Here is a 21,479-nt window from a genome sequence, read left to right as displayed (position 1 = left end):
ATGCGTTTTGGGCGAGCCTACGGATGTTAAGGAGACGCTTGGCAAAGCGATACTCTATGACGTGACCCAAGCCACAGCCCTTTTCTCCAAAAACTCTCCCCTTCTTTTGAACCACATATTTTCCGAATAAACTCTCGCTTTCGTCCTTAACCCGAGAAACACCCATACCTTCAGACGGTATCAATCAGCAGGACGATGGCATCCGCTTCTCCCAGAAGCCTCACCTCTGTTTCGTTAGAAATTTCCGCTCCCGACCCGCTACTGACAGACTGGTCATTGACCCTTATCGTGCCCGAAAGCGCAACGAGGTAAAGCCGCCGTCCCGCTCCTGTGACGTAATGCGTCACCACTCCCGACTGCAGCGCCATCCCCATGACGCGCGTAGAAGCACGAAGCGGGAGTGGTTCGTCTGCTGCCCCGCTATCGGTATCCTCGGGTGAATCTTCGGCAAAGCCGCTCGCCAGAATGGCGAGCGCATTCTGACCATGCCGGACCGGACGGTGATGAACCACACTCTCCGGCACCCCGCCCTCCTCGTCCGGCAGCAGCCATACCTGAATGAATGAAGAGTCCGGACTGGCGGCCCACCACGTCGCGTCCTGAATTCCCTGCCCTGCACTGAGCAGATGGATATCGCCCTCTTGAAGCTGATGCGGTGCCTGACCGTCAACTTCGGCAAAAAAAGTGCCCTTGAGAACAATTGTGACAATATCCGGGGCATCCTCTTCTCCCAGCCGGAACTCGGCAAAAGGCTCGAAAACGGCGGTATTGATCGCACGTATCTGTCCCCAATGAACGTGAGCAAGGTCACGGTATTCCGCGAAAGAGAAATGACAGCGAATGGTCACGCCAGGCTGCGTCACCGTCCCGAGATCCCGGGCGGGGCGGAGGGTGATCATGATTTTCCCTTTGGTGCTGATGTCGAGCCTGCAGCATAACGTCGCGCCTGAACCGGGAACTGCCGTTCCCATCCGCCACCGAGCGCACGGTAGAGACGAGCGACCGAAGTGGAGACGCTGGTTGTGGCCTGCACGAGCTGGTTCTGGGTCGCCAGAAGTGCGTTCTGCAAGGTCAGGACATTCAGGAAGTCAGATGATCCCTGCACATACTGGGCCTGAGCGGTTTGCACGGCGATCTCGTTTTCCTTCACGGCTTCCGCGAGACGATCCCTCTGGTTCTGCGCCGCCGAGAGATCAGCCATGGCGTCGTCGATTTCCTGCCAGGCCTTCAGCACCGTGCGCTGGAGCATGACAGCGGCTTCCCTTTGCTGCGCTTTGCGCAGGCGTAGCTGACCTGTCAGGCGTCCGCCTTCAAAAATCGGTAGTGTCGCTGTCGGTCCGAACCCATACTGTCGCGACGCCCAAGATCCCAGCCCGCTGAACTGGAGCGCCTGCACATCCAGACTTCCCGATAGCGTGACGCGCGGGAAGAAATCGGCAATGGCCACACCGATATTGGCCGTCGCAGCGTGCAGACGCTCTTCCGCCATACGAATATCCGGCCGCCGTTCGGCCAGCTCGGACGGGAGACCCACCGGCACCGACACTGGCACGGGAGGAACCGGTGCGGGTTTGCCGAGCTACGCCGTGAGGGCACCGGGTTCACGCGCCACCAGAAAACTCAGCGCGTTGATCAGATGCACTTCCTGGCTTTTCAGAGCGGGAAGACGCGATTCAAAACTGTGCAGCTGTCCGGTAGAATCCGCAACGTCCAGGCGGGTGGCAGCTCCTTGGGTGAAACGCAACGTTGTCAGTTGCACGCTATGGCGCGCGATCCCGATATTGTTTTCGACAATTCCGATCTGGGCCTGCACCCCGCGCAGTTCGAGGTAGTCCTGCGCGGTTTCTGCCATGAGCGACACCAGTACATCGCGTCGCATATCTTCGGTTGCACGCATTGCGGCCGTCGCAGCCTCGACCTGCCGGCGGACGTGTCCCCAGAAATCCACCTCCCACGAGGCGTTCATACCGTATTGTGGCAGGTTGAAGGATGAAGCGCCTGCAGATCCCGGAAGGCGTGTGGGACCAAACCCCTGCGTTCCACTCGCGATTGACCCTGCCCCCTGTTCTTCCATGGTGCCGAGCAGACCCAGGACACCGTTGGGACTGGCCCGTTCCCGCGCATAGGAGGCATTGGCTTCGGCGTGCGGGAACTGGGCGGCGCTCGCAATCCTGCGCTCCGCCATGCTCTGGGCAAAGCGATAGGCAGCCGCCCGCAGGTCTAGGTTGGCCTCGGCCACCTGATGTTCAAGCGCGGTCAGGACGGGATCATTGTAGATGGTCCACCATTCCGGGTCGAGCTGTGCCTGCACCGGATGACTTTCAGCGGGCGCGACACTCTGGTGCCAGGATGCTGGTGAGGCCGGTGGGGATCTATGGTAATCAGGTCCGACCGTACATCCTGCCATGGGCAGACCGAGAGCCAGCCACGCGGCGAGGCGAGAGCGCATTGAACGCGCGGCGGCGATCATCGCTTTATTGCCAGACATAGCGCTCATCCCTGGCCTTGCTGCCTTCCGGCGTTGAGGACGTGTCGATCCGGACCTCAACGGACATGCCCACCCGCACACGGGCCGCCAGTGGCTGACCGGGATCAAAGGTTACACGGACCGGCAGGCGCTGGACGACCTTGGTAAAGTTCCCGGTAGCATTGTCTGGCTGGATGGGAGCGAACGCGACACCGGTTGCAGGCGGTATGCTGTCCACATGGGCGCGGAGCGGATGTCCGGGGAACGTATCCACCCAAACCGTGGCTTTCTGCCCCGGCAATACACGAGTGAGCTGCGTCTCCTGGAAATGCGCCACGACAAAGGCATCCTGCACGGGCACCACGGCCATGAGCGCGGTCCCGGCATGAACGTAATTGCCGACGCGTACGCCTCGCACACCCACGACACCATTGATGGGCGCAGGGATCGTGCAGTAGGACAGATCCAGTTCCGCCTGACGCAGTTCTCCCTCTGCCCGGACGAGGCTTCCTTTTGCCCGGTCAAGTTGTGCGGTCAGAACTGTCACCTGGTCTTTTGCGGCCTGAACTCCAGCCTGATCCCTGATCAACGTCGCGACAGTCTGGCGCGTCCCGGATGCCGTTCGCTGGCGCTGCTCGACCGTGCCAGCACCTCCCGCGGACAGGTTTCGATAACGCGCTTCATCCTGACGGGCGAATTCGAGGGCTGCCTCGTCGGCCTGTACTGTTGCGGCGGCCGCCGCGATGACTGCGTTCTGCCTGTCCAGTTCAGCCTGCAGATTGGCGATGTCCGCCCGCGCGACCGCGACGTTTCCCTGTGCTACTTTCAACGCGGCGCGATAATCATCGTCCTCGATATGGGCGAGTTCTTCACCGGTATGGACCCGTTCATTATCCTGCGCCTGCACATGATCGATACGGCCCGAGACTTTTGGGGCAACCAGCGTGGAATAAGCCGTGACATAAGCATCATTGGTTTCGACATGGACGCCATTACCGAGAATGAGGTGGTCTGCGAACCAGGCGGCGGCGCCAAGACCGACGACGCCTGCGCCGATCAGCATGAGGTTTCGTGTTCGTGACATTTCAGCTCCAGAAATCCCCGACAGCGCACCTGAGCCAGTGCGTCAGCGAGACAGGCAGGATGTTGGCAAAGGCGGTCACATCGTCCGCGCGTAAAGAACCAGAAGGCCCGCAAAGCAAAGGCCACCGACCTTCTCGACGAGGCTGGGTCGTGACGCGGCAACTGTTGGGGTCTTTGAACGGGGGAGAACGTATCGGAGGCATCGGGAGAGGGCCGGCGTCATCCGGGGTCTACGCAGCCTCGCATCGTACCCCGCAAACCGCCGCTCGTTCTCGTCCAGGCAAATGCCCAGAAGCTCCCGCAGGCTGACGTCGATGCTGGACACGTCTTTTGCGCCAGATACGGTGAAATTCGCGTCCTGCTCGCGCATATTACCGTCGGCATCCATGCTTCTGACCATGCCGATCCGCTCCCATGCGAGAAACAGCCAGACACCGAGCACCCGGGTTTCAAACCATGGACGCTTCCACAGCGGCAGGGTGGCGCGATGCCACGCAAGCCAGTTGGCGAACAGAAGGATATGGCGGCACTCTTCCTGCATGACCGGCTCGAACGTCTCGACCAGTTCGGCGGGAAAGAAGCCGGAACGCTTTGCCAGTTCGAACAGACCGAACGCAAAGAAGCTGTCCACGCATTCGGAAAAACCTGTGACCATGTAGGCCCATTCGGTATCACGCGGGGTGATGTATGGCGGCTCCTTGGCCATCGGAATCCCATAGGCCTCGACCAATCGGGAGAGCACTTCCTTATGACGATTTTCCTCCCACGCGTTCCGGGCGATGGCGTCCTTCATGTCAGGGTCAGCAATAGTCGCGGCGTAGGCCGCCATCCTGAGGCGCGCCTTGCCTTCGGTTTCAACGGCGATGTCCCAGATCGGCAGGGATGTGATGCGTCGCAATGTAGCAGGATCAAGCCGGGGCCAGTCGATGACGGAAGGCCGGTATGGATTGAACGTATCGCGGAACATGCGCGACACCGCGCGCTTATGGGCGAGACTGCCAGGCCTCAGGGAGCCCGGTTCACTACTCTGCCAGTGCCGCGCGTGATAATCGGCATTGGCGAGCGCCTTGGTCCCGGCGTGAGCAATATCCGCGGCCTGAGGCATGTCTCCATAAATCCGTTCAAGATCAGCCCTGAATGCTTCGATGCTTTCATCGGGTGATGGGATGTTTTTAAGCTCAGAAGTAGAGCGTGGCACGGGATGCATCCTGTCTGACATGATTTCGATCCTGTGGCTTATTTGGCCGGGGCGCTGGCTGACGGCGCGCGTGGAGGATAAACCCGCTGGGGCAGGAACATATTGAGGATAATGAAAGCGGCACAGAGCCCGACCATCACGTAATAGATGTCCGCGCACGCCAGTACGAGAGACTGCTCGGCGACCTTGCCGTGGAGAAGAACCTGCGTATTCCGCGCCAGACGATCAGGGTCGGCGATGTGGGGAGCAAGCAACTTACTGGCGGGATCGCCCATCCCTTCCAGGGCATTCTGGTTATAACCGTAAGTATCCAGCAACATAGTGGAGTGATATTGCTCCCGCCGGCGCAGAAGCGCTGCGATGACACCAGCAGCAATGGCATTGGCAAATCCCTTGGTCATGTTGAACATGCCCGAGATGAAGGGGCCATCCGCCGGTCCGAGGCCCATGGTCGCCAGCATCAGGATCGAAATGACCATCATCGGCTGGCTGGCGACCTGCATCAGCTGGACAATATAGAAATTCTCACGCACCCAGTCTGAATCGATCCATGTCCCCAGCCAGTAGGATGCGCCCTGTATGGCCAGCCCGGCCATGAGTACGATCCGGCAATCAACTTTGCGGATATTACAGAGCGCAGACACCAGTGGCAGCGCGATCAGTTGGGGAACGGCCAGAATCAGCGCGATGGGCGCAGTCTGGATGGGGCGGTATCCCCTCACCTCTTCAAGGTAAACCGAGGGGATCTCGATGGTGACAACACAAAGAACGAGCACGGCCGCCAGGGTCAGCAGTGAGTCCGAGACATTTCTCTGCTTAAGCAACTGAATCCGGAAGAACGGCAGTGGATGGAACCATTCATTGATAATGAAAAGAATAAATAGAAAGCCACCGCCACAGAACAGATGTGTAATAAGCGGTGAGCGGAACCAGTCGAGCCGGTCGCCCTGTTCGAGAGCAATGACCAGCGAGCAGATCGCGGGCAGACCGGTCAGCAGTCCCCTCCAGTCGAACTGCCTGAAGCGCTCCAGCCGCAGCGGATCCTGCGGCAGCCCCCATGCCACACAGATCATCGAGATCACACAGAGTGGAACGATCTGCCAGAACAGGAACTGCCAGCCCACATATTCAAACCAGAAGCCCGCCAGCGGCACGCCGAGATTGGGACCAAAGGTCGCAGTCAGGGCATAGGCGCCAAGACCATAAATCTTGATGTTGGGCGGGAGGAAGCGCAGCGCCACCGTCATCAGCATGGGAGGCAGGCAGCCACAGGCAAAACCCTGCAGGCTACGCAGAATGAGAAGAGCGCCAAGGTTCGGCATAAAAGGAGCAGCGAGCCCAAGCACCCCAACCATTCCTGTCATGACGATGGTCAGACGTCGGATCGAAAACGTCACGGAACACCATGGTGCAAAGGCCATCGCCGAAATATTGAAGGCCTCGAACAGGGCTATAATCCACGTACCCTCGTCGTGCCCTATATGGAGTTGCCCCTTGATATCAGCCAGCGCCATTTCGGTTGTATGCTCGTTGAAACCGGCCAGCAGCACGGCCAGCAGTACGCCGATCAGGCCAGTGGCGAGACGCAGGCCGAAAGCTGGACCTTTCGGAGGCGGTGGAGGTGGCGCAGCAGGTGCCGGTGCAGCCACCACTTCCGCAGGAGAAAGGTCGATCCGGGTCAAACGACGCCTCTTTAATTTGCGATAGGTATGTCTGCGGCGACTGTGATCGCAACGCCCGGGATCGGGAACGCTCAAATATGAAAATATGTCTCTCATGAACCGTAACGGTAAGAACGCATAAAATTATTGCAGTGTCCTCATGCTTATGGCAGGGTCGCTTGCCTTAAACATCCTATGTTCCCATCTATTATGACATTGCCAGACAGACGGGTATGAACCGCCTTCAGTGCGCGGGAGGACTCTATTGATGACGCGTGGCTACGACTTGAACCTGTTACACGCCATGAATGTTCTGATTGAGGAATCGAGCGTTACGGGTGCCGCCCAGCGTCTTCAGGTCAGTGCGGCGACAATCAGCCGTACCCTGTCCAAGATCAGGGCAACCTTCGATGACCCAATACTTGTACAGATGGGCCGCAACATGGTACCGACACCCCGCGCGCTCCAGATGCAGCCGCGCATTAGCCGTATCCTCGCGGGCATGCATGACCTGATGCGCAGAGACGAGGAACTGGATTTTACGGACATAAAACCTGTCTTCACGATCCGGGCCGCAGATGTCGTCGTGGGACCATTCGCGACGAAGCTGCTTCAGACCTTGCGGGGAGACTGTCAAGACGCTGCCATTGTTTTTGCCAGTGAAACCGACGGCGACGATAGCGACGCTCTGCGGCGTGGGGCGATCGACCTGTATATCGGTGCAACCGAAAACCTGCGGCCGGAAATTATGCGGCAGACACTCTTCGAAAGCCGTTTTCATGGGGTCGTGCGTGCAGGCCATCCGATTCTGCTTGGTGAGATCACGCCCCAGTCACTGGTTCAATACGACCACATCAGTGTGTCACGTCGCAGCCGACGACATGGTCCCATTGATGACGCGCTGCAGGAAGAATTCGGCCTTAACCGGAACGTGGCCCTTCTCGTTCCCTCGTATTACACCGCGATGCAGGGCCTGCACCGGACCGATCTGATCCTCCCGGTGCCCGATGTAGCGATGAACCGCGACACACTGGACCGTCTTGGATTGTACGCCTTTCCCCTCCCACTTAAACTCGCACCCGTTAATGTCTTTCAGGCATGGCATCCCCGCCACGATTCAGATGTGGTGCATCGATGGCTGCGTCGCACCGTTCTCACGGTAACGAACGGATGGCGCAATCGCTCACATGAAGCTGCCCCAACGCCAGACATCCTCATTCATTAAAAAGGTCGGATGACCCGTCCTTTGTATATTATGGAGAATAGGCATGACTCTTTCTGACGCTTCGGGATTACTCAACACAAGCGATTTTCCGCTGGTCTGCCTGAACCCGAACCAGATGGTCCCGGGTTACGCGACAAACTGGAAGGGGGAGATGACCGCCCTTCTGGAGCGCGGCACCCCGTTTGCCCTGATTTACCCCCCTGCTCCGGAAGAGGATCACGAGGACAGAAAGGAACGAGGACTCTGGCTTAAAACAAACCGCGAGCCCCTTTCCAGATTATGCCGGGTCATGATCCTGATTGAACCCGATGCGATACGACGTTCGGCTCTCGAAAAGATGTTCCCGGGTACGGAACGCGCGTTCGGTGTTCCTCAGATGGCCACGGCGACAAAAACTGAAGCAGAAATCCTGGCCCGCCATGCTCTGGCCAGCAGGTAGATGAACCGTGACGCGCGGCTCAATCACTGTTCCCAGTATGATCAGAAAAAGCATGCACGAGCGGCCGGACAACCGCGCTGGCAGCACGAGCTGCGCGCGCGCCGTCTCCCTGCTCTATTGCCCGGAATATCCGTTCATGAGCGGCATAACCGGGTTCAGGCAGGCCATGCTCTTCCATGACAGCACGCCCTGCCTGACGCGCCGCGACAAGAAAGTATCGGTAAAGTTCAATCAGAGCTTCATTGTGGGTCGCTTCGGCGACCGCAAGATGAAATGCCGTATCTGCTTTCAAAAACCGATCAAGATCACTGCCCTCAGCCCACTCGCCGCGCGCCTTGAGTGTTTTCTCCAGCTTCCGAATGTCCCTGGCGGTCCGATGTTGCGCAGCCAGCCTGGCCGCTTCCGTTTCCAGAATGACACGCAGTTCAAAATGATCCCGGAGGCTGGATCGCGTGACGCGCCGCATGACTGCGGCAGGATCAAGTTCAAAGCGGACATAGGTTCCGTCCCCCTGCCGAACTTCCAGCACATCAGCATGGGACAAGACACGAATAGCCTCCCGCACCGTATTCCGCCCAACCTGCAGCATCTCGGCAAGTTCGGTTTCTTTTGGGATACGCTCTCCAACAGGCCACGCCCCGCTTTCAATTTTTTCCCGCATGGCATCAATCGCACAGTCAACGAGAGAGCGACGGGGAAGTTGGGAAAGTGAGGATGATCCAGACATAGGAGGAATTATAGCCCAAAAATTGACCTTGTCCCACGAAGATACGGAGCAAATCATAAGATCGACGGGATGAATTGGTGATGCAACGCTTCCATTCATTGAGTCTACGCGACCTTCATAGCCTGCTCGTTCTCGACGCCACCCATAGTCTGGGCCGTGCTGCCACTGCTCTCGACGTATCCGTCGCCGCACTGAGCCGCCGCCTGACGCGGATCGAGGACTCGCTGGGAATCACGCTTTTCGAACGGGGCACAGGGGGGACCGTGGTCACCAAGCCCGGGCGGCAGGTTCTCCGGCATGCTCGTCGAATCATGACAGAAGCCAATCATCTCGTGACCATTATAGCCAATGAAGCTGATTTGCCGGACGGTGAAATCCGTATTGGGGTCGCGCGGCCGCCACTTCATCCCACAATTGAGGCGTGGTTTCGGGCTTGGAACGAGCGCCATCCAAGAACGCGCATTGGCCTCTACGTACCCGACGGCGAAAGCATAGCTGCTTCGCTGGTCAAGCGACACGTTGACGCAGCAATTTTACCGGATTGTGTAATCAACGACACTATGGCGTCGTTCATTTTATATAATGACAAGCTTCTCGCGGTTCTGCCAGAGGAGCATCACTTGGCGAAGCTGCCCACTCTACCAATAGCCAAGATCATGAAGGAGCGACTTCTGGTCCCAGTCGATCCACATGAAGAACGACGCAACCATTTTAAACTCGACGCATTTGATCAACATGGGCATCTCGTGGTCCATACAGGCGGGATAATTACTCTTTTGTCGCAAGTGCGCTCCGGCGCGGGTATTGGGCTAACCAACACCGCGTGTCGTGATCTTCTGCCCTCTGGCCTCGCATTTCGCCCGATATCGGGCCTCGACGATAGCTTCAATGTACATTTGGCCTGGCGTGCCGAATCCGAGGATGCTTTCCTTGGTCGATTTGTAAGCTTCATGCGCACGCTGACCCGGACCCGCTCGCCTCCTTCTTTTGCGCGCGGCGTCGACGTTGGAAAGCCCGATCCCCCTCCATGAAACGAGCCAACATCGGCGCGATCAATTTCGGTGGCGTGATCTCGACCTGACCGCTTTCACGCGCCAGCAACCGCCCGTAGTCAACCAGATCACGATGTACGGCGGCTGGCAGCTCAATGGTCAGCCGCACCGGTTTGTCATTCTCAATCGGCCCAAGCCTAAGCTTCGTCATTTCGATGCCTCCTTTTCGTATGGAGAGAGAACCAGATCGCGATGCACCATCACCCGCACCGGAAAGCCCGGCCGGATTGTGTTGGTCGGCTGGATATTCAGCGAACGTCCGACGATCTGCTCGCCGATCTGGTTGAAGCCCTGTGAGCCGCCGGTGCGCAACGCCTGGGCGATGCCGTTGCCGCCGCTGATATCGGCCTCGGAGCCGATGCTGAGCACGGTCGAGACCAACGCTGCCTTGAACACCTCGCCCCAGTGGTTGTCGGTCTGGTCCTGCAATCCGGCAAACCCTGCCGCATCGGCAGCCGGCTCGTTCTCCAGCACAATCGAATCATTCGCACCGCGCATCAGCCGGATCCAGACCAGCAGTACCCGTTTCTGGCCATAGGAGATCTGGGAATCATAGCGGCCGATCAGCGTCGCGCCCTGCGGGATCAGCAGAATATGGCCGGTCGGGCTGTCATAGACATTCTCCGTCACCTGCGCCGTGACTTCGCCCGGCAGGTCGGAGCGGATGCCGGTAATCAGCGCACCGGGAATGACCGATCCCGCCTGGAGCACGTAAGGGCTGGGAACGGGTACCAACCGCTCAGCGCTGACGGTGCGGTGATCGACCGGCCCATCGAGGAACACCTGCTTGCGATCGGTAGCAACGCTACTGGGCGGGGTTGCCGTCGTGCCCGCCGTCGTCGGCGCTGCGACATCCCGCCCCATCTGCGTCTGGGTGAACAGGCGGCTGACCCGCGCCGCTTCCTGTTCCTGGGCGATACGCTGCTTCTCCGGATCGGCAGGCACCGCCGGTGTCGCAATGCCGGGAGCGCCAACACCCGCTTTGAGCAGCGGCCGACCAAGATCACCGGGCAACGGAGCCCCGAGCCGAGGCGGATGGGTATAGTCGCCCGGCAGATTGGCCAGCCCGTCCGGCGTGGTGCGGCTGCCAGTATTATAGAGTTCGGTATTGCTCTTCGGAGGCGTCGGCTTCAACGCCAGATAGAGCGCGCCGCCGACACCGGTCACAGCAACGACCGACAGACCGAGGATCACCTTGCGCGACAGACGCGTGACCGGCGGGCGCGTTATCCGCAGCCGCATCTCGCCCGGCAGTCTGACGGACGCCCCTGGCGTCTCGGCACCACCGCGCCCCGCGCTTTCGCTCATGACCGCCGCGTCCCGTCGGTACGGACGATGTGCACGACCTGCTGGTGCTTCGCACCCAGCCGCAACTCGGCGGCGGCGAACAGGCGATCGACGATCATGCGATTACCGCGCACCCGGTAGTTCACCAACTGGCCGTCGCCCTGCGGGCCAATCACCCACAACGGCGGCATCTCGCCCTGAGCGATCCCGGTCGGAAACTCGATAAAAACCTGCCGCCCGTCATCGAAGGCCCGCAATGGCCGCCACGGCGCCTCGTCGCCCTCGATCCGGTAGCGGAAATTCAGCGCGTCGAGATCGACGCCGGTCGCAACCGGAGTGCCAAGATCAGAATCCTGATCCTGACCGCGCAGGGCAACGATCTGGTCCTGCGGATAGTCCCACGACACCGAGGCCATATAGGTCCGCTCGTCCGAGCGCAGTTCCAGATGGTAGGTGCGCCGGTCGGTGTTGATGACCAGATTGCTGGTGAGATCCGGCCGGGTCGGCTTGAGCAGGATATGAATGCGTTTCGACGCGCCTGCCCCACTTTCCGTGTCGCCAATGATCCAGCGCACGGTGTCACCGGCGGCGACCGGGCCGGCACCAACCAGCTTCTCGCCGGGCTGCAACGCAATATCGGTGATCTCGCCGGGTGCGGCATAGAGCTGATACAGCGCGCCTTCGGAAAAGGGATAGACCTGGATCGCATTGAGATAGCCGGCCCGCGTCGGCTGGATCCGCGCCGCATTGTTGGCACGCTCAACCCGCTGATGGGGATCCGTCGGTTCCGGCGCCGCATGCCGGAATGGGATCGGCTTGAGCTGCCCCGGCAACGGCAAGGGCTCGGGGAGTGCCACCACCCGCACCGGCTTGGGCGGATCAGGCGTAAGAACTGCCTGCCGGGGCGTATCGTCGTATCTGATGGTAGGCGGCTTCCATGAGGAGCAGGCCGCCAGCGGCGCCAGCAGGATCATGAGCGGTGCGATGGTGTTGAGGGTGCGCATCAGCCGAGCTCCCTGGACCAGTTGAGGGCGTGGATGTAGATGCCGAGCGGATTCTTGCGCAGCCGTTCGGCGTCGGTGGGTGTGGCGACAACGATGGTGAGGATCGCGCTCCAGCGCTCGGTGGACGCCAGCGCGCCGTCGACATAGCGGCGCTCGATCCACTCCACCCGGAAGCTGTCGTCGGAAGCGCGGATCACGCTGGCAATTTCGACCGCCACCTGCATCCTGCCGATCCGGCTGAAGGGATCATTGGTGCGGGCATAATCGTTCAGAGCCAGCGCCCCGCGATCGGTGACGTAGTTATAGGCATCGAGCCAGTTCTGCCGCAGCACCACCGGATCGGCGGGGATGCCGCGCACCTCGGAGATGAAGCGCGCCAGATACCAGGCGATCTGCGGATCGGTCGGCCGATAGGCGACCGTCGCCGGACCCACGGCCTGCGCCTGGCCCAGCCGGTCGATCTGCACCACCCACGGGGTGATGGTGCCGCGTGCCGACTGCCAGACCAAGCCGGCAGCCAGACCGCCGCTCAAAGCGAGGCAACCGAAGAAGGCCAGCCGCCAGTTGCGCGCCTGAACGCGGGCCGAACCGATGCGGTCGTCCCAGATTTGTGCTGCCTTGTGATAGGGCGTTTCCGGCTCCGGCGTTTTGCCGAACCGTATGGTGGGGCGGCGGAACATGGCTATTCTCCTTCCGAGAGATCGACGTCATGGCCACCGCTGGGCCGGTCGCCACCCTTGATCGCCTGCGCGGCGGCGTCCGCCCCGCCCCTGATCCGGTTGTTGCGCTGCATCCGGTTGGCCCAGGCTGGCGGCTTGCCGGGCGCCCCTGCTCCACCGCCAGCACCAGAAGCGGTCGCACCACCCGCCCCGCCGGTCGCGGCAGCCCCGCCGGCCTGATAGCTGGTGCGGACACTGGCTGCGGCCCTGCTCAACGGGCTGGCGGCGGCGGACATTCCGGCCTTGGCGACACCGGCCGCGCCGCCGGCCCGATAGGCGGCGGTCGTGCCACCCGCGACAAAAGCGCCGCCCCGCACGGCGGCGGCCGCCGCTCCCACAGCCAGTCCGGCCCCTGATGCGGCGGCCACACCGGCACCAACGACCCCGGCGGCCGTGGCGACAGCGGATCCCGCGCCCAGTTGCGGACCACCGGCGATCAGCCCGTTGGCCAGCGCCGGACCGAACACGGTCAGACCGAGCAGCGTCAAGGACGCGAGGATCAGGGTCAGCGCATCATTGATGGTCGGCGGGTTGTTGAAGCCACTGGTGAACTGGCCGAACACCGTCGAACCAATGCCGACGATGACGGCCAGCATCAGAACCTTGATCCCGGCCGACACGACGTTGCCCAGCACCTTCTCGGCGAGGAAGGCGGTGCGGCCGAACAGACCGAAGGGCACCAGCACGAAGCCTGCGAGCGTGGTCAGCTTGAACTCGATCAGCGCCACGAAGAGCTGGATCGCCATGACGAAGAAGCTGATGACCACGATCAGCCAGGCGATCAGCAACACGGCGATCTGGATCGCGTTGTTGAAGATGGCGACGAAACCGACCAGCGAAGAAATCGAGGTCAGGATCGGCTTGCCGGCATCAATGCCGACCTGCGCCAGTCGTCCCGGCTGGAGCAGTTGCGCCTGAGTAAGATGCCCGCCACCGGCCTCGATGCCCAGCCCGGCGAAGGATTCATAGATGATCCGTGCCAGCCCGTTGAAATTGCCGATGATGAAGGCAAACAGGCCGATGAACAGGGTCTTGCGGATCAGCCGCGCCAGCACGTCCTCATCCGGGGCCAGCGCCCAGAACAGACCGGCCAGCGTGATGTCGATCGCAATCAGCATACCGGCGAGCCAGTGGACGTCGCCCTGCACCAGACCGAACCCGGAATCGATATACTGGGTGAAGATGGCAAGGAAATTGTCGATGACGCCGGTGCCCTGCTGCATGGCGTCACCGTGCCGCGTCGGGCGCGAAGAAGCGCTTGCGGTTCTCGGCCCAGATCGCAGCACAGGCCGGATCGCCGTCAGCCTTCATGCCGAGCGCCTGGCAGCGCGCCAGACCGGTGGCCAACCGGTCACGCGATCCCGGCGGCCCGAGATCGGGCACACCGACGTCATGGGGGACGTGCCGGAGATGCAGGCTGGCGGCGACCAGGATCAGAACGACCAGCCCGACGGCCACGAGCCGGAAGACGATCGGCAGGGAGAGACGGAACGGGCGCATCAGTGGAACATCTGCGCGGTGCCGGGCGTGTAGCCGGCGCCGTAATCGAGGAAGTTCGCGAGCTGGGCGCGGCCCTGCTCCTCGCCCTCGACCTGACGGGCGCCTTCCAGCGCCTGGGCGCGGCCCATCGCCGTAACGACGGCGGTGAGGTCGGCAAGCTGGCGCGTCTGGAGGGCTGAGAGCTGGTTGCCTGATTGCGCGGCCTGCAAGGCGCCGGTCGCGGACTGGCTCGACGTCACCAGACTGTCGATCTGGCTGCGCGTGGCATCAAGATTCTGCACCGCGCCGGTCTGCACCCGCAGCCCGTCCTGATAGGCGCCCCGCGCGTTCTGCCATCGCGTCTGGGCATCGGCGGTCATCTGCGCCGCTGAGGTCGGACTACCCAGCGCCTGGGGATAGGTCTGGGTGAAGGCCTGATCGATGCTGGTCAGGTTGTAGGAAAGCCCCTGCGCCTGGCCGACGATCTGCTCGGTCTGCTGGATTGATTGCTCCAGCGGTGCGAGCACCGAGAGCGGCAGAGTGGCGAGATTGCGGGCCTGGTTCTCCAGCATGGTCGCCTCGTTGAGCAGGCTCTGCGCCTGCTGATTGACCTGCTGCAATTCCCGCGCCGCCATCAGGACGCTCTGCACATGATTGGCCGCGTCATAGACCGCCCATTGCGCATGGGCCGGCGCGCTCCTGGCAAACGGCAGCACCAGGCCAGCGCCGAACAGGAAAGCCGATTTTCTTGTCAGACTCTTTTTCATGACGATCCTCCCGGCTTGAGCATCTCCACCGCCCACTCGACACCCCTGTGCGCCAGCCAGGCAGCCGCAAACCCGTCGCGCCCATGCCGGGCGAAGATCCGGTCGATGGCGGCCTGGTCGTCGGGCGAAGATGCGGCGGTGAAGGCCAGCGCCACCTCGGAGAGGCCGAGATCGAACAGTCGGTTTCCGCGCCGGGACTGGCAGTAATAGTCACGCTTGGGCGTCGCCCGGCTGAGGATCTCGATCTGGCGGTCGTTCAGCCCGAAGCGACGATAGATCGCGGTGATCTGCGGCTCCAGCGCCCGGTCGTTGGGCAGGAACACCCGTGTCGGACAGCTTTCGATCAGCGCTGGCGCGATCGGGCTGGCGTCGATATCGGCCAGCGACTGGGTGGCGAAGATGACGGACGCGTTCTTCTTGCGCAGCGTCTTCAGCCATTCCCGGAGTTGTCCGGCGAAAGCGCGATCGTCCAGCGCCAGCCAGCCCTCATCAATGATCAGCAGCGTCGGGCTGCCGTCGAAGCGGTCCTCGATGCGGTGGAACAGATAGGACAGCACGGCGGACGCCGCACCCGAGCCGATCAGCCCCTCGATCTCGAAAGACTGGATATCGGCGACACCCAGACGCTCATGCTCGGCGTCGAGCAGGCTGCCCCACGGACCGCCAACGCAATAGGGTTGGAGGGCCTGCTTCAGCGCAAGCGACTGGAGCAGCGCCGACAGGCCGGTGAGCGTGCGTTCTGCGACCGGGGCCGAGGCCAGCGAGGTCAGCGCCGACCACAGATGGTCCTTGAGGTCGGGGACGACGGTGACGCCCTCACGCTCCAGCAGGGTCGCTACCCATTCCGCCGCCCAGGCCCGTTCGCCCGGCTCGTCGATCCGCGCCAGCGGCTGCAACGCGACGGAATCGTTCCCGTCCTGCGCCAGCGCGCCGCCAAGATCGTGCCAGTCCCCGCCCATCGCCAGCGTGGCCGCGCGGATCGAGCCACCGAAATCGAAGGCGAATATCCGGGCGCCGGCGTAGCGACGAAACTGCATCGCCATGAAGGCCAGCAGCACGGACTTGCCGGCACCCGTCGGCCCGGCGATCAGCGTGTGGCCGACATCGCCGACGTGGAGTGCAAAGCGGAACGGGGTCGAACCCTCGGTGCGGGCATAGAACAGCGGTGGCGCATCGAAATGCCCGTCCCGCTCCGGCCCCGCCCAGACGGCGGAGAGCGGGATCATATGGGCGAGATTCAGGGTCGAGACGCAGGGCTGGCGGACATTGGCGTAGACATGGCCCGGCAGACTGCCGAACCAGGCCTCTATGGCGTTCACCGTCTCACGCATGCAGGTGAAGTCGCGGCTCTGGATCGTCTTCTCGACCAGTCGCAGCCGGTCAGCGGCGACGGCCGGATCCTCGTCCCAGACCGTGACGGTGGCGGTGACATAGGCCTGCCCGACCTGGTCGGTGCCGAGTTCCTGCAAAGCGGCATCGGCGTCGGCCGCCTTGTTGGCGGCGTCGGAATCCACCAGCACCGACGCCTCGTTGGTCATCACCTCCTTGAGGATGGCCATGATCGATTTGCGTTTGGCGAACCATTGCCGCCGGATCCGGCCCAGCACCCTGGTCGCATCGGTGCGGTCGAGGCAGATCGCCCGCGTCGACCAGCGATAAGGAAAGGCCAGCCGGTTCAGTTCGTCCAGCAGCCCCGGCCAGGTCTGGGTCGGAAAGCCGGTCACGGTGAGCGTGCGCAGATGGGCGTCACCCAGGCGCGGCTCCAGTCCGCCGGTCAGTTCCTCGTCGACCAGGATCGCGTCGAGGTGCATCGGAATTTCCGGCACCCGGACGCGCTGCAGGCGCGTGGAGATACAGGAATGGAGATAGGTCAGGGTCTCGCCGTCATCGAGCCAATCGGCCTCGGGCATGAAGCCGTCGAGCAACGCCAGCACCCGGTCGGTCTGGTCGATGAAGCCTGCGACCACCGCCCGCCAGTCCGAACCACCACGGGCGCGGTTCTCGTAGAGCCAGGCTTCCGCACGGGCGGCATCGTCCGCTGGCGGCAGCCAGACCAGGGTGAGGAAATAATGGCTCTCGTAATGCGCGCCCTCTTCCTCGAACTGTGCCCGGCGTTCGGCGTCGACCAGTTCGGAGGCGGGATCGGGGAACGGGCCAGACGGATAGCCCCGTGCCGGGCGGCGTTGCGCTTCGACGAAGAGCGCCCAGCCGGAGCCCAACCGGCGCAGGGCATTGTTCAGCCGTGACGTGATGGCGACCAGTTCGGACGCGGTCGAGGACTCCAGGTCCGGACCGCGAAAGCGGGCGATGCGCTGGAAGGCACCATCCTTGTTCAGCACCACGCCCTCGGCGACCAGCGCCGCCCAGGGCAGGAAATCGGCGAGGCGATCGCGGCGATGGCGATATTCGGCGAGGTTCATCATGACGCCCTCACCCGACCAGATGGGTGGGATAGCGCAGGTGACGGCGCACCACGTCGACGAAGGCGGGATCGCGCTTCGCAGCCCAGACGGCGGCGAGATGGCCGACCAGCCAGAAGACCCCGCCCACAATCCAGAGCCGCAGGCCGAGCCCGATTGCCGCCGCCAGCGTGCCGTTGACGATCGCCACCGTGCGCGGCGCACCGCCGAGCAGGATCGGCTCGATCAGGGCGCGATGCACCGGGGCGGTGAAGCCGGGGATGCTGTCGGGCTCCATCAGATCAGCGCCCCGCCCGAGAAGGAGAAGAAGGACAGGAAGAAGCTGGACGCGGCAAAGGCAATCGACAGGCCAAAGACGATCTGGATCAGGCGGCGGAACCCGCCCGAGGTTTCCCCGAAGGCCAGGGTCAGGCCGGTGACGGTGATGATGATCACCGAGATGATCTTGGCCACCGGCCCCTGCACACTTTCCAGGATCTGGTTGAGCGGTTCCTCCCATGGCATGCTCGAACCGGCGGCGTAGGCCGGAGCCGACAGCAGGGCGAGCGAGAGAATGGCGCCGGCCACGGCAAAGCGACGGCGCAGGGCGATCATGCTGGTCATGACGGATCTCCGGCGGGGGTGAGAATGTAGTCCCCGTCCGGGGTCAGGCCCTGGACGGTGGCGAGTTCGGCCAGCCGGCGCGCACTGCCGCGCCCGGACAGCACCGTGATCACGTCGATGGTCTCTGCGATCAGGGCGCGCGGCACGGTGACGACGGCTTCCTGGATCAGTTGCTCCAGCCGGCGCAGGGCACCGATCGCCGACCCAGCGTGCAGGGTGCCCACGCCTCCGGGATGGCCGGTGCCCCAGGCCTTGAGCAGGTCGAGCGCTTCGGCGCCACGCACCTCACCGATCGGAATCCGGTCGGGGCGCAGGCGCAGCGACGAGCGCACCAGGTCGGAGAGCGAGGCCGCGCCGTCCCTGGTGCGCAGGGCGACCAGATTGGGGGCCGCGCATTGCAGTTCGCGGGTGTCCTCGATCAGCACCACCCGGTCACCGGTCTGCGCGATCTCGGCCAGCAGGGCGTTGACCAGCGTGGTCTTGCCGGTGGAGGTGCCGCCGGCGACCAGGATGTTCTGCCGCTCGGCGACGCCGCGGCGCAGAAACGCGGCCTGTGCGGCGGTCATGATCCCGGCAGCCACGTAACCGTCGAGCGAGAACACCGCGACCGCCGGACGCCGGATGGCAAAGCAGGGTGCGGCCACCACCGGGGGCACCAACCCTTCGAACCGCTCCCCGCTTCCCGGCAGTTCGGCGGAAACGCGCGGGCGGCCGGGATGCACCTCGACGCCGACATGATGGGCGACCAGGCGGACAATGCGCTCGGCGTCGGCGGGCGCGATCCGCATGCCGGTATCCTCCATCCCGCCCGCGAGCCGGTCGATCCACAATCGACCGTCGGGATTGAGCATCACCTCGACGATCGAAGGATCGTCGAGATGACCGGCAATGGCCGAACCCAGGGCGGTGCGCAGCATGCGCGTGCCTCGGGCGACGGCTTCAGAGCGGAAAGGCGCAATGGTCATCGGAAACCCGTGATTGGCCTCCCGTGAGAGGCGGTTGATCAGCGGGGTTGATTAGAAAGAGGCAGCGACACGCCAGCGCAACAAGTCTCTGGGGCCGTAGGGCGCCGGGATAGAAGAACTTGCATAGGGGTGTGTCGCCGTTTGGGCGGTGACGGGGCGACAGGGCGCTGCTACCGTTTTCTGGAATCGACCACGACACGGACCTGCGCCCGCATGAGCAAAGCCTTCATTGCCGCTGTTCTTCAGGATTCCCTTGCCTGCACCGGCGTTGCCGCCACCAAGGCCGCCGATGATCTGGTCGGGGCTATTGTCGCCGAGCTGAAGCAGGAGGGCGGGTTCACGCTGCCGTCCTTCGGGACGTTCACGGTCCACAAGACCAAGGCCCGGAAGGCGCTCAATCCCCGCACCGGTGAGCCTGTGAAGGTCAAGGCTGGCAAGACCGTGCGTTTCAAGGCCAGTCCGGTGCTAAAAGCACAATGTAAGAATATATAAATTAGAAAGATGGAGTAAATATATTGGGAATAAATGTATTTTTTTCTTGGCAATCGGATATCCCCACCCAATACGGCAAGTCATTTATAGAGGAAGCTTTAAAGCAAGCCGCGAAGGAAATTTCCACAGATTTGATTGTAGAAGAAGCTCACCGAACGGATGTTGTTATCGACAGCGACACTAAAGGTCGTGGAGGAACCATTCCTATAGTTCAAACAATATTAGAAAAAATTTCTGAATCAGATATTTTTGTAGCGGACCTAACTTTTGTGGGAGAGTCGTGTTCAAAAAACGAAAGAGAAGGTCCTAGAAAGACACCCAACCCTAATGTTCTCATTGAGTATGGGTACGCTCTGGCAAAACTTTCAGATGCACGCATCATTTGTGTTATGAACGGAAATTACGGCAAACCTACCGAATATGACCTGCCCTTTGATTTAAGGCATTTGCGCCATCCTATCCAGTTCAACATTGGCGAAGATAACTGCGGAAAGGCGATAGAGAATAGGAAAATAAAGAAAAATGATGAAAAGATAAATCTAACAAAAACTCTCAAAAACGCTTTATCCCTTATAATATCCGAACAAAATTTATATATACCATATGACACTCAACCTGAAGAGTTCGTTGAAAAATGGCACATTGGGCGCCCGGGTGGACTTTTGCTCGGACCGTTCGATACGATAGCAGAGATGTATCCTGCGACCGGAGCGCGGGATACTCTCCTCCCCGCCCGCTGGTCTAATGGACTTTGGGCATGGACATTTTTACGACCTGTTTATTCCCAAAAAAAGTGTGATGTGGAAATATTTGAACGCGCCTTTAATGTCACAAAACCCCTTCCGATATTTGGACAAACCAATTTAAGTTATTGCGATAGCCCTTATGGGAAGGGATTAACAATCCGTGCTGGTGATCATGCAGACCATGTGGAGATCACTTCCATCGTTCTATGCGATCGAGAAGGCGAAATATGGTCTCGAGACACTGCTACCGTCGACATGCTACGCAGGCAATCATCAAGACTTCTTTATCTCAATTTAGAAGGGCTGCGAGACGGGCTGGCGTCTCAGCTTGATTTTTTAAAATCACTCGGGATTTCTTTTCCTCTTAAATGGGAAATCTCCATCGGCGGCACTAAAGGGTGGATCTTGCCCGATTACAGATCCTCACCTTCACTTCAAAATAAAACATGCCCTTACGATAGCCTAGAATATACTACAGAAATTACAGAATTGGATAATGCAGAAGATATTATTTCTCGTTTTATGAACGAAATTTACGATCGTCATAATATGACCCAACGCGCAAATTGGTTTTCATAAAGACGATTATTTTTATAAAGTAGCCACTTCCAATACACAATGTAAGGAAAAGAAACTTTGGGAAACGGAGGTTATTCTACTACCGCATATCTAATGTTTACGATTTCAAATCTGCTCTTACCTCGTCGTCCAGCATCTTCCCTCTTGCGAGCCTACGTCCGACGGCCTCGATAAATCCATCATAGCGCTCGCGCCCCTTGCTCTGCGCCGCAGCCAAAGCCGCGTCGGGCAACGGCGGTGTGCTGGTAAGCCAGAACCGCACGAACACGGCCAATGATTCGTTCGAGATCGTGACTCTTCGCTCCATGCGCTCCAGCTGCCGCGTCATCCGGTCCAGTCGCCGGGCCAACGCCGCTTCCAGCCGTTCGGGTCCATCCGGCGACAGGAACGATGCCAAGGCCGTCTCCACGATCAGTGCCTGCGGCACCTTCTTGCGAGCAGCGTAATCGGCTAATTTTGCGCTAAGATCAGCCGGTAGCCGGATCGTATGCTTGATCCGCATAGCAGTCACAGCGTAACCGGCCGTTTGAGGCCGCCTTATGATTGAGGATTGTGACTGGTAACTT

22 protein-coding genes and 1 pseudogene are annotated in these 21,479 nt (G+C 61.0%); 5 read left to right on the top strand and 18 right to left on the bottom strand.

Annotated features, from left to right (window positions below):
• Nucleotides 1–170: 170 nt before the first annotated feature.
• The 5 genes and pseudogenes from NJLHNGOC_RS13990 to NJLHNGOC_RS13970 form a co-directional block, all read right to left on the bottom strand.
• Nucleotides 171–899: a pirin family protein gene (locus tag NJLHNGOC_RS13990; RefSeq protein ID WP_113596922.1), complete on the bottom strand. Its 729-nt coding sequence runs from the start codon at nucleotides 897–899 to the stop codon at nucleotides 171–173.
• Nucleotides 896–2,449 (bottom strand): annotated as a pseudogene (locus tag NJLHNGOC_RS13985) (efflux transporter outer membrane subunit). The gene NJLHNGOC_RS13990 and the pseudogene NJLHNGOC_RS13985 overlap by 4 nt, the downstream one beginning before the upstream one ends.
• Before the next feature lie 25 nt (nucleotides 2,450–2,474).
• Nucleotides 2,475–3,551: an HlyD family secretion protein gene (locus NJLHNGOC_RS13980; protein ID WP_113596921.1), complete on the bottom strand. Its 1,077-nt coding sequence runs from the start codon at nucleotides 3,549–3,551 to the stop codon at nucleotides 2,475–2,477.
• A gap of 75 nt (nucleotides 3,552–3,626) precedes the next feature.
• Complete coding sequence (locus tag NJLHNGOC_RS13975; RefSeq protein ID WP_239021549.1) at nucleotides 3,627–4,655, bottom strand: ferritin-like domain-containing protein; 1,029 nt, start codon at nucleotides 4,653–4,655, stop codon at nucleotides 3,627–3,629.
• A gap of 131 nt (nucleotides 4,656–4,786) precedes the next feature.
• Nucleotides 4,787–6,430 (bottom strand): MFS transporter, encoded by a 1,644-nt coding sequence (locus NJLHNGOC_RS13970; RefSeq protein WP_113596919.1) that lies wholly within the window; start codon nucleotides 6,428–6,430, stop codon nucleotides 4,787–4,789.
• A gap of 247 nt (nucleotides 6,431–6,677) precedes the next feature.
• Here NJLHNGOC_RS13970 and NJLHNGOC_RS13965 point away from each other — a divergent pair, with 247 nt between their 5' ends.
• Both NJLHNGOC_RS13965 and NJLHNGOC_RS13960 read left to right on the top strand, forming a co-directional pair.
• The gene (locus NJLHNGOC_RS13965) at nucleotides 6,678–7,634 is read left to right on the top strand and encodes a LysR family transcriptional regulator (RefSeq protein ID WP_113596918.1); all 957 of its coding nucleotides are present in this window, start codon (nucleotides 6,678–6,680) and stop codon (nucleotides 7,632–7,634) included.
• 43 nt (nucleotides 7,635–7,677) lie between these two features.
• Nucleotides 7,678–8,073, top strand: a complete 396-nt coding sequence (locus NJLHNGOC_RS13960; protein WP_133258756.1) for a hypothetical protein — start codon at nucleotides 7,678–7,680, stop codon at nucleotides 8,071–8,073.
• Nucleotides 8,074–8,092: 19 nt separating this feature from the next.
• On the opposite strand, the gene NJLHNGOC_RS13955 is transcribed toward NJLHNGOC_RS13960, so the two are convergent.
• On the bottom strand, nucleotides 8,093–8,734 hold the full coding sequence (locus NJLHNGOC_RS13955; protein ID WP_239021545.1) for a FadR/GntR family transcriptional regulator: 642 nt from the start codon (nucleotides 8,732–8,734) through the stop codon (nucleotides 8,093–8,095).
• Nucleotides 8,735–8,880: 146 nt separating this feature from the next.
• Between NJLHNGOC_RS13955 and NJLHNGOC_RS13950 the strand changes: the two genes are divergently transcribed.
• Entirely contained in the window at nucleotides 8,881–9,831 is a 951-nt protein-coding gene (locus NJLHNGOC_RS13950; protein ID WP_113596916.1) for a LysR family transcriptional regulator, read from the top strand.
• Here NJLHNGOC_RS13950 and NJLHNGOC_RS13945 read toward each other — a convergent pair.
• The 11 genes from NJLHNGOC_RS13945 to trbB are packed head-to-tail and all read right to left on the bottom strand — an operon-like array spanning nucleotide 9,749 to nucleotide 19,096.
• Nucleotides 9,749–10,003 carry a DUF2274 domain-containing protein gene (locus NJLHNGOC_RS13945; RefSeq protein ID WP_061471321.1) on the bottom strand — a complete coding sequence of 85 codons (255 nt, stop codon included), beginning with the start codon at nucleotides 10,001–10,003 and terminating at the stop codon, nucleotides 9,749–9,751. The two genes, NJLHNGOC_RS13950 and NJLHNGOC_RS13945, sit on opposite strands and share 83 nt — an antisense overlap.
• A complete protein-coding gene (locus NJLHNGOC_RS13940) occupies nucleotides 10,000–11,160 on the bottom strand; it encodes a TrbI/VirB10 family protein (protein ID WP_113596915.1) in 1,161 nt (386 codons plus the stop codon). Before NJLHNGOC_RS13940 ends, NJLHNGOC_RS13945 begins: the two co-directional genes overlap by 4 nt.
• On the bottom strand, nucleotides 11,157–12,143 hold the full coding sequence (gene trbG, locus NJLHNGOC_RS13935) for a P-type conjugative transfer protein TrbG (protein ID WP_113596914.1): 987 nt from the start codon (nucleotides 12,141–12,143) through the stop codon (nucleotides 11,157–11,159). Before trbG ends, NJLHNGOC_RS13940 begins: the two co-directional genes overlap by 4 nt.
• Entirely contained in the window at nucleotides 12,143–12,823 is a 681-nt protein-coding gene (gene trbF / locus NJLHNGOC_RS13930) for a conjugal transfer protein TrbF (protein ID WP_113596913.1), read from the bottom strand. Before trbF ends, trbG begins: the two co-directional genes overlap by 1 nt.
• Nucleotides 12,824–12,825: 2 nt before the next feature.
• A complete protein-coding gene (gene trbL, locus NJLHNGOC_RS13925; RefSeq protein WP_113596912.1) occupies nucleotides 12,826–14,085 on the bottom strand; it encodes a P-type conjugative transfer protein TrbL in 1,260 nt (419 codons plus the stop codon).
• Between the two features lie 4 nt (nucleotides 14,086–14,089).
• Nucleotides 14,090–14,362: a putative entry exclusion protein TrbK-alt gene (trbK-alt, locus tag NJLHNGOC_RS13920; protein WP_113596911.1), complete on the bottom strand. Its 273-nt coding sequence runs from the start codon at nucleotides 14,360–14,362 to the stop codon at nucleotides 14,090–14,092.
• Nucleotides 14,362–15,108, bottom strand: coding sequence for a P-type conjugative transfer protein TrbJ (trbJ, locus tag NJLHNGOC_RS13915; protein ID WP_113596910.1), 747 nt, complete (start codon nucleotides 15,106–15,108; stop codon nucleotides 14,362–14,364). Before trbJ ends, trbK-alt begins: the two co-directional genes overlap by 1 nt.
• Nucleotides 15,105–17,531, bottom strand: coding sequence for a conjugal transfer protein TrbE (trbE, locus tag NJLHNGOC_RS13910; protein ID WP_113596909.1), 2,427 nt, complete (start codon nucleotides 17,529–17,531; stop codon nucleotides 15,105–15,107). The genes trbJ and trbE overlap by 4 nt, the downstream gene beginning before the upstream one ends.
• Before the next feature lie 7 nt (nucleotides 17,532–17,538).
• Nucleotides 17,539–17,805 (bottom strand): VirB3 family type IV secretion system protein, encoded by a 267-nt coding sequence (locus tag NJLHNGOC_RS13905; RefSeq protein ID WP_113596908.1) that lies wholly within the window; start codon nucleotides 17,803–17,805, stop codon nucleotides 17,539–17,541.
• Entirely contained in the window at nucleotides 17,805–18,131 is a 327-nt protein-coding gene (locus NJLHNGOC_RS13900) for a TrbC/VirB2 family protein (RefSeq protein WP_113596907.1), read from the bottom strand. Before NJLHNGOC_RS13900 ends, NJLHNGOC_RS13905 begins: the two co-directional genes overlap by 1 nt.
• A complete protein-coding gene (gene trbB / locus NJLHNGOC_RS13895) occupies nucleotides 18,128–19,096 on the bottom strand; it encodes a P-type conjugative transfer ATPase TrbB (RefSeq protein ID WP_113596906.1) in 969 nt (322 codons plus the stop codon). Before trbB ends, NJLHNGOC_RS13900 begins: the two co-directional genes overlap by 4 nt.
• A gap of 213 nt (nucleotides 19,097–19,309) precedes the next feature.
• On the opposite strand from trbB, the gene NJLHNGOC_RS13890 reads away from it, so the two are divergent.
• Both NJLHNGOC_RS13890 and NJLHNGOC_RS13885 read left to right on the top strand, forming a co-directional pair.
• Entirely contained in the window at nucleotides 19,310–19,588 is a 279-nt protein-coding gene (locus NJLHNGOC_RS13890; RefSeq protein WP_113596905.1) for an HU family DNA-binding protein, read from the top strand.
• A gap of 23 nt (nucleotides 19,589–19,611) precedes the next feature.
• Nucleotides 19,612–20,913: a nucleotide-binding protein gene (locus tag NJLHNGOC_RS13885; RefSeq protein WP_165837944.1), complete on the top strand. Its 1,302-nt coding sequence runs from the start codon at nucleotides 19,612–19,614 to the stop codon at nucleotides 20,911–20,913.
• Between the two features lie 97 nt (nucleotides 20,914–21,010).
• Here NJLHNGOC_RS13885 and NJLHNGOC_RS13880 read toward each other — a convergent pair whose 3' ends face one another.
• Entirely contained in the window at nucleotides 21,011–21,415 is a 405-nt protein-coding gene (locus NJLHNGOC_RS13880) for a CopG family transcriptional regulator (protein ID WP_113596929.1), read from the bottom strand.
• Nucleotides 21,416–21,479: the final 64 nt, after the last annotated feature.

Origin of the sequence: Novacetimonas cocois, assembly GCF_003311635.1 — a bacterium.
Taxonomy (GTDB): Bacteria; Pseudomonadota; Alphaproteobacteria; order Acetobacterales; family Acetobacteraceae; genus Novacetimonas; species Novacetimonas cocois.
This window is presented reverse-complemented; position numbering and strand designations above follow the sequence as displayed.

What these genes read in the sequence shown, in the direction of transcription:
- NJLHNGOC_RS13955 (WP_239021545.1), bottom strand. Translation starts at nt 8,734, where the DNA reads ATGCGGGAAAAAATTGAAAGCGGGGCGTGGCCTGTTGGAGAGCGTATC.
- trbG (WP_113596914.1), bottom strand. Translation starts at nt 12,143, where the DNA reads ATGCGCACCCTCAACACCATCGCACCGCTCATGATCCTGCTGGCGCCG.
- NJLHNGOC_RS13945 (WP_061471321.1), bottom strand. Translation starts at nt 10,003, where the DNA reads ATGACGAAGCTTAGGCTTGGGCCGATTGAGAATGACAAACCGGTGCGG.
- NJLHNGOC_RS13975 (WP_239021549.1), bottom strand. Translation starts at nt 4,655, where the DNA reads ATGCCTCAGGCCGCGGATATTGCTCACGCCGGGACCAAGGCGCTCGCC.
- NJLHNGOC_RS13965 (WP_113596918.1), top strand. Translation starts at nt 6,678, where the DNA reads ATGACGCGTGGCTACGACTTGAACCTGTTACACGCCATGAATGTTCTG.
- NJLHNGOC_RS13960 (WP_133258756.1), top strand. Translation starts at nt 7,678, where the DNA reads ATGACTCTTTCTGACGCTTCGGGATTACTCAACACAAGCGATTTTCCG.
- NJLHNGOC_RS13990 (WP_113596922.1), bottom strand. Translation starts at nt 899, where the DNA reads ATGATCACCCTCCGCCCCGCCCGGGATCTCGGGACGGTGACGCAGCCT.
- NJLHNGOC_RS13905 (WP_113596908.1), bottom strand. Translation starts at nt 17,805, where the DNA reads ATGGAGCCCGACAGCATCCCCGGCTTCACCGCCCCGGTGCATCGCGCC.
- trbL (WP_113596912.1), bottom strand. Translation starts at nt 14,085, where the DNA reads ATGCAGCAGGGCACCGGCGTCATCGACAATTTCCTTGCCATCTTCACC.
- trbB (WP_113596906.1), bottom strand. Translation starts at nt 19,096, where the DNA reads ATGACCATTGCGCCTTTCCGCTCTGAAGCCGTCGCCCGAGGCACGCGC.
- trbF (WP_113596913.1), bottom strand. Translation starts at nt 12,823, where the DNA reads ATGTTCCGCCGCCCCACCATACGGTTCGGCAAAACGCCGGAGCCGGAA.
- NJLHNGOC_RS13890 (WP_113596905.1), top strand. Translation starts at nt 19,310, where the DNA reads ATGAGCAAAGCCTTCATTGCCGCTGTTCTTCAGGATTCCCTTGCCTGC.
- NJLHNGOC_RS13950 (WP_113596916.1), top strand. Translation starts at nt 8,881, where the DNA reads ATGCAACGCTTCCATTCATTGAGTCTACGCGACCTTCATAGCCTGCTC.
- NJLHNGOC_RS13940 (WP_113596915.1), bottom strand. Translation starts at nt 11,160, where the DNA reads ATGAGCGAAAGCGCGGGGCGCGGTGGTGCCGAGACGCCAGGGGCGTCC.
- trbJ (WP_113596910.1), bottom strand. Translation starts at nt 15,108, where the DNA reads ATGAAAAAGAGTCTGACAAGAAAATCGGCTTTCCTGTTCGGCGCTGGC.
- trbK-alt (WP_113596911.1), bottom strand. Translation starts at nt 14,362, where the DNA reads ATGCGCCCGTTCCGTCTCTCCCTGCCGATCGTCTTCCGGCTCGTGGCC.
- NJLHNGOC_RS13980 (WP_113596921.1), bottom strand. Translation starts at nt 3,551, where the DNA reads ATGTCACGAACACGAAACCTCATGCTGATCGGCGCAGGCGTCGTCGGT.
- NJLHNGOC_RS13880 (WP_113596929.1), bottom strand. Translation starts at nt 21,415, where the DNA reads ATGCGGATCAAGCATACGATCCGGCTACCGGCTGATCTTAGCGCAAAA.
- trbE (WP_113596909.1), bottom strand. Translation starts at nt 17,531, where the DNA reads ATGATGAACCTCGCCGAATATCGCCATCGCCGCGATCGCCTCGCCGAT.
- NJLHNGOC_RS13900 (WP_113596907.1), bottom strand. Translation starts at nt 18,131, where the DNA reads ATGACCAGCATGATCGCCCTGCGCCGTCGCTTTGCCGTGGCCGGCGCC.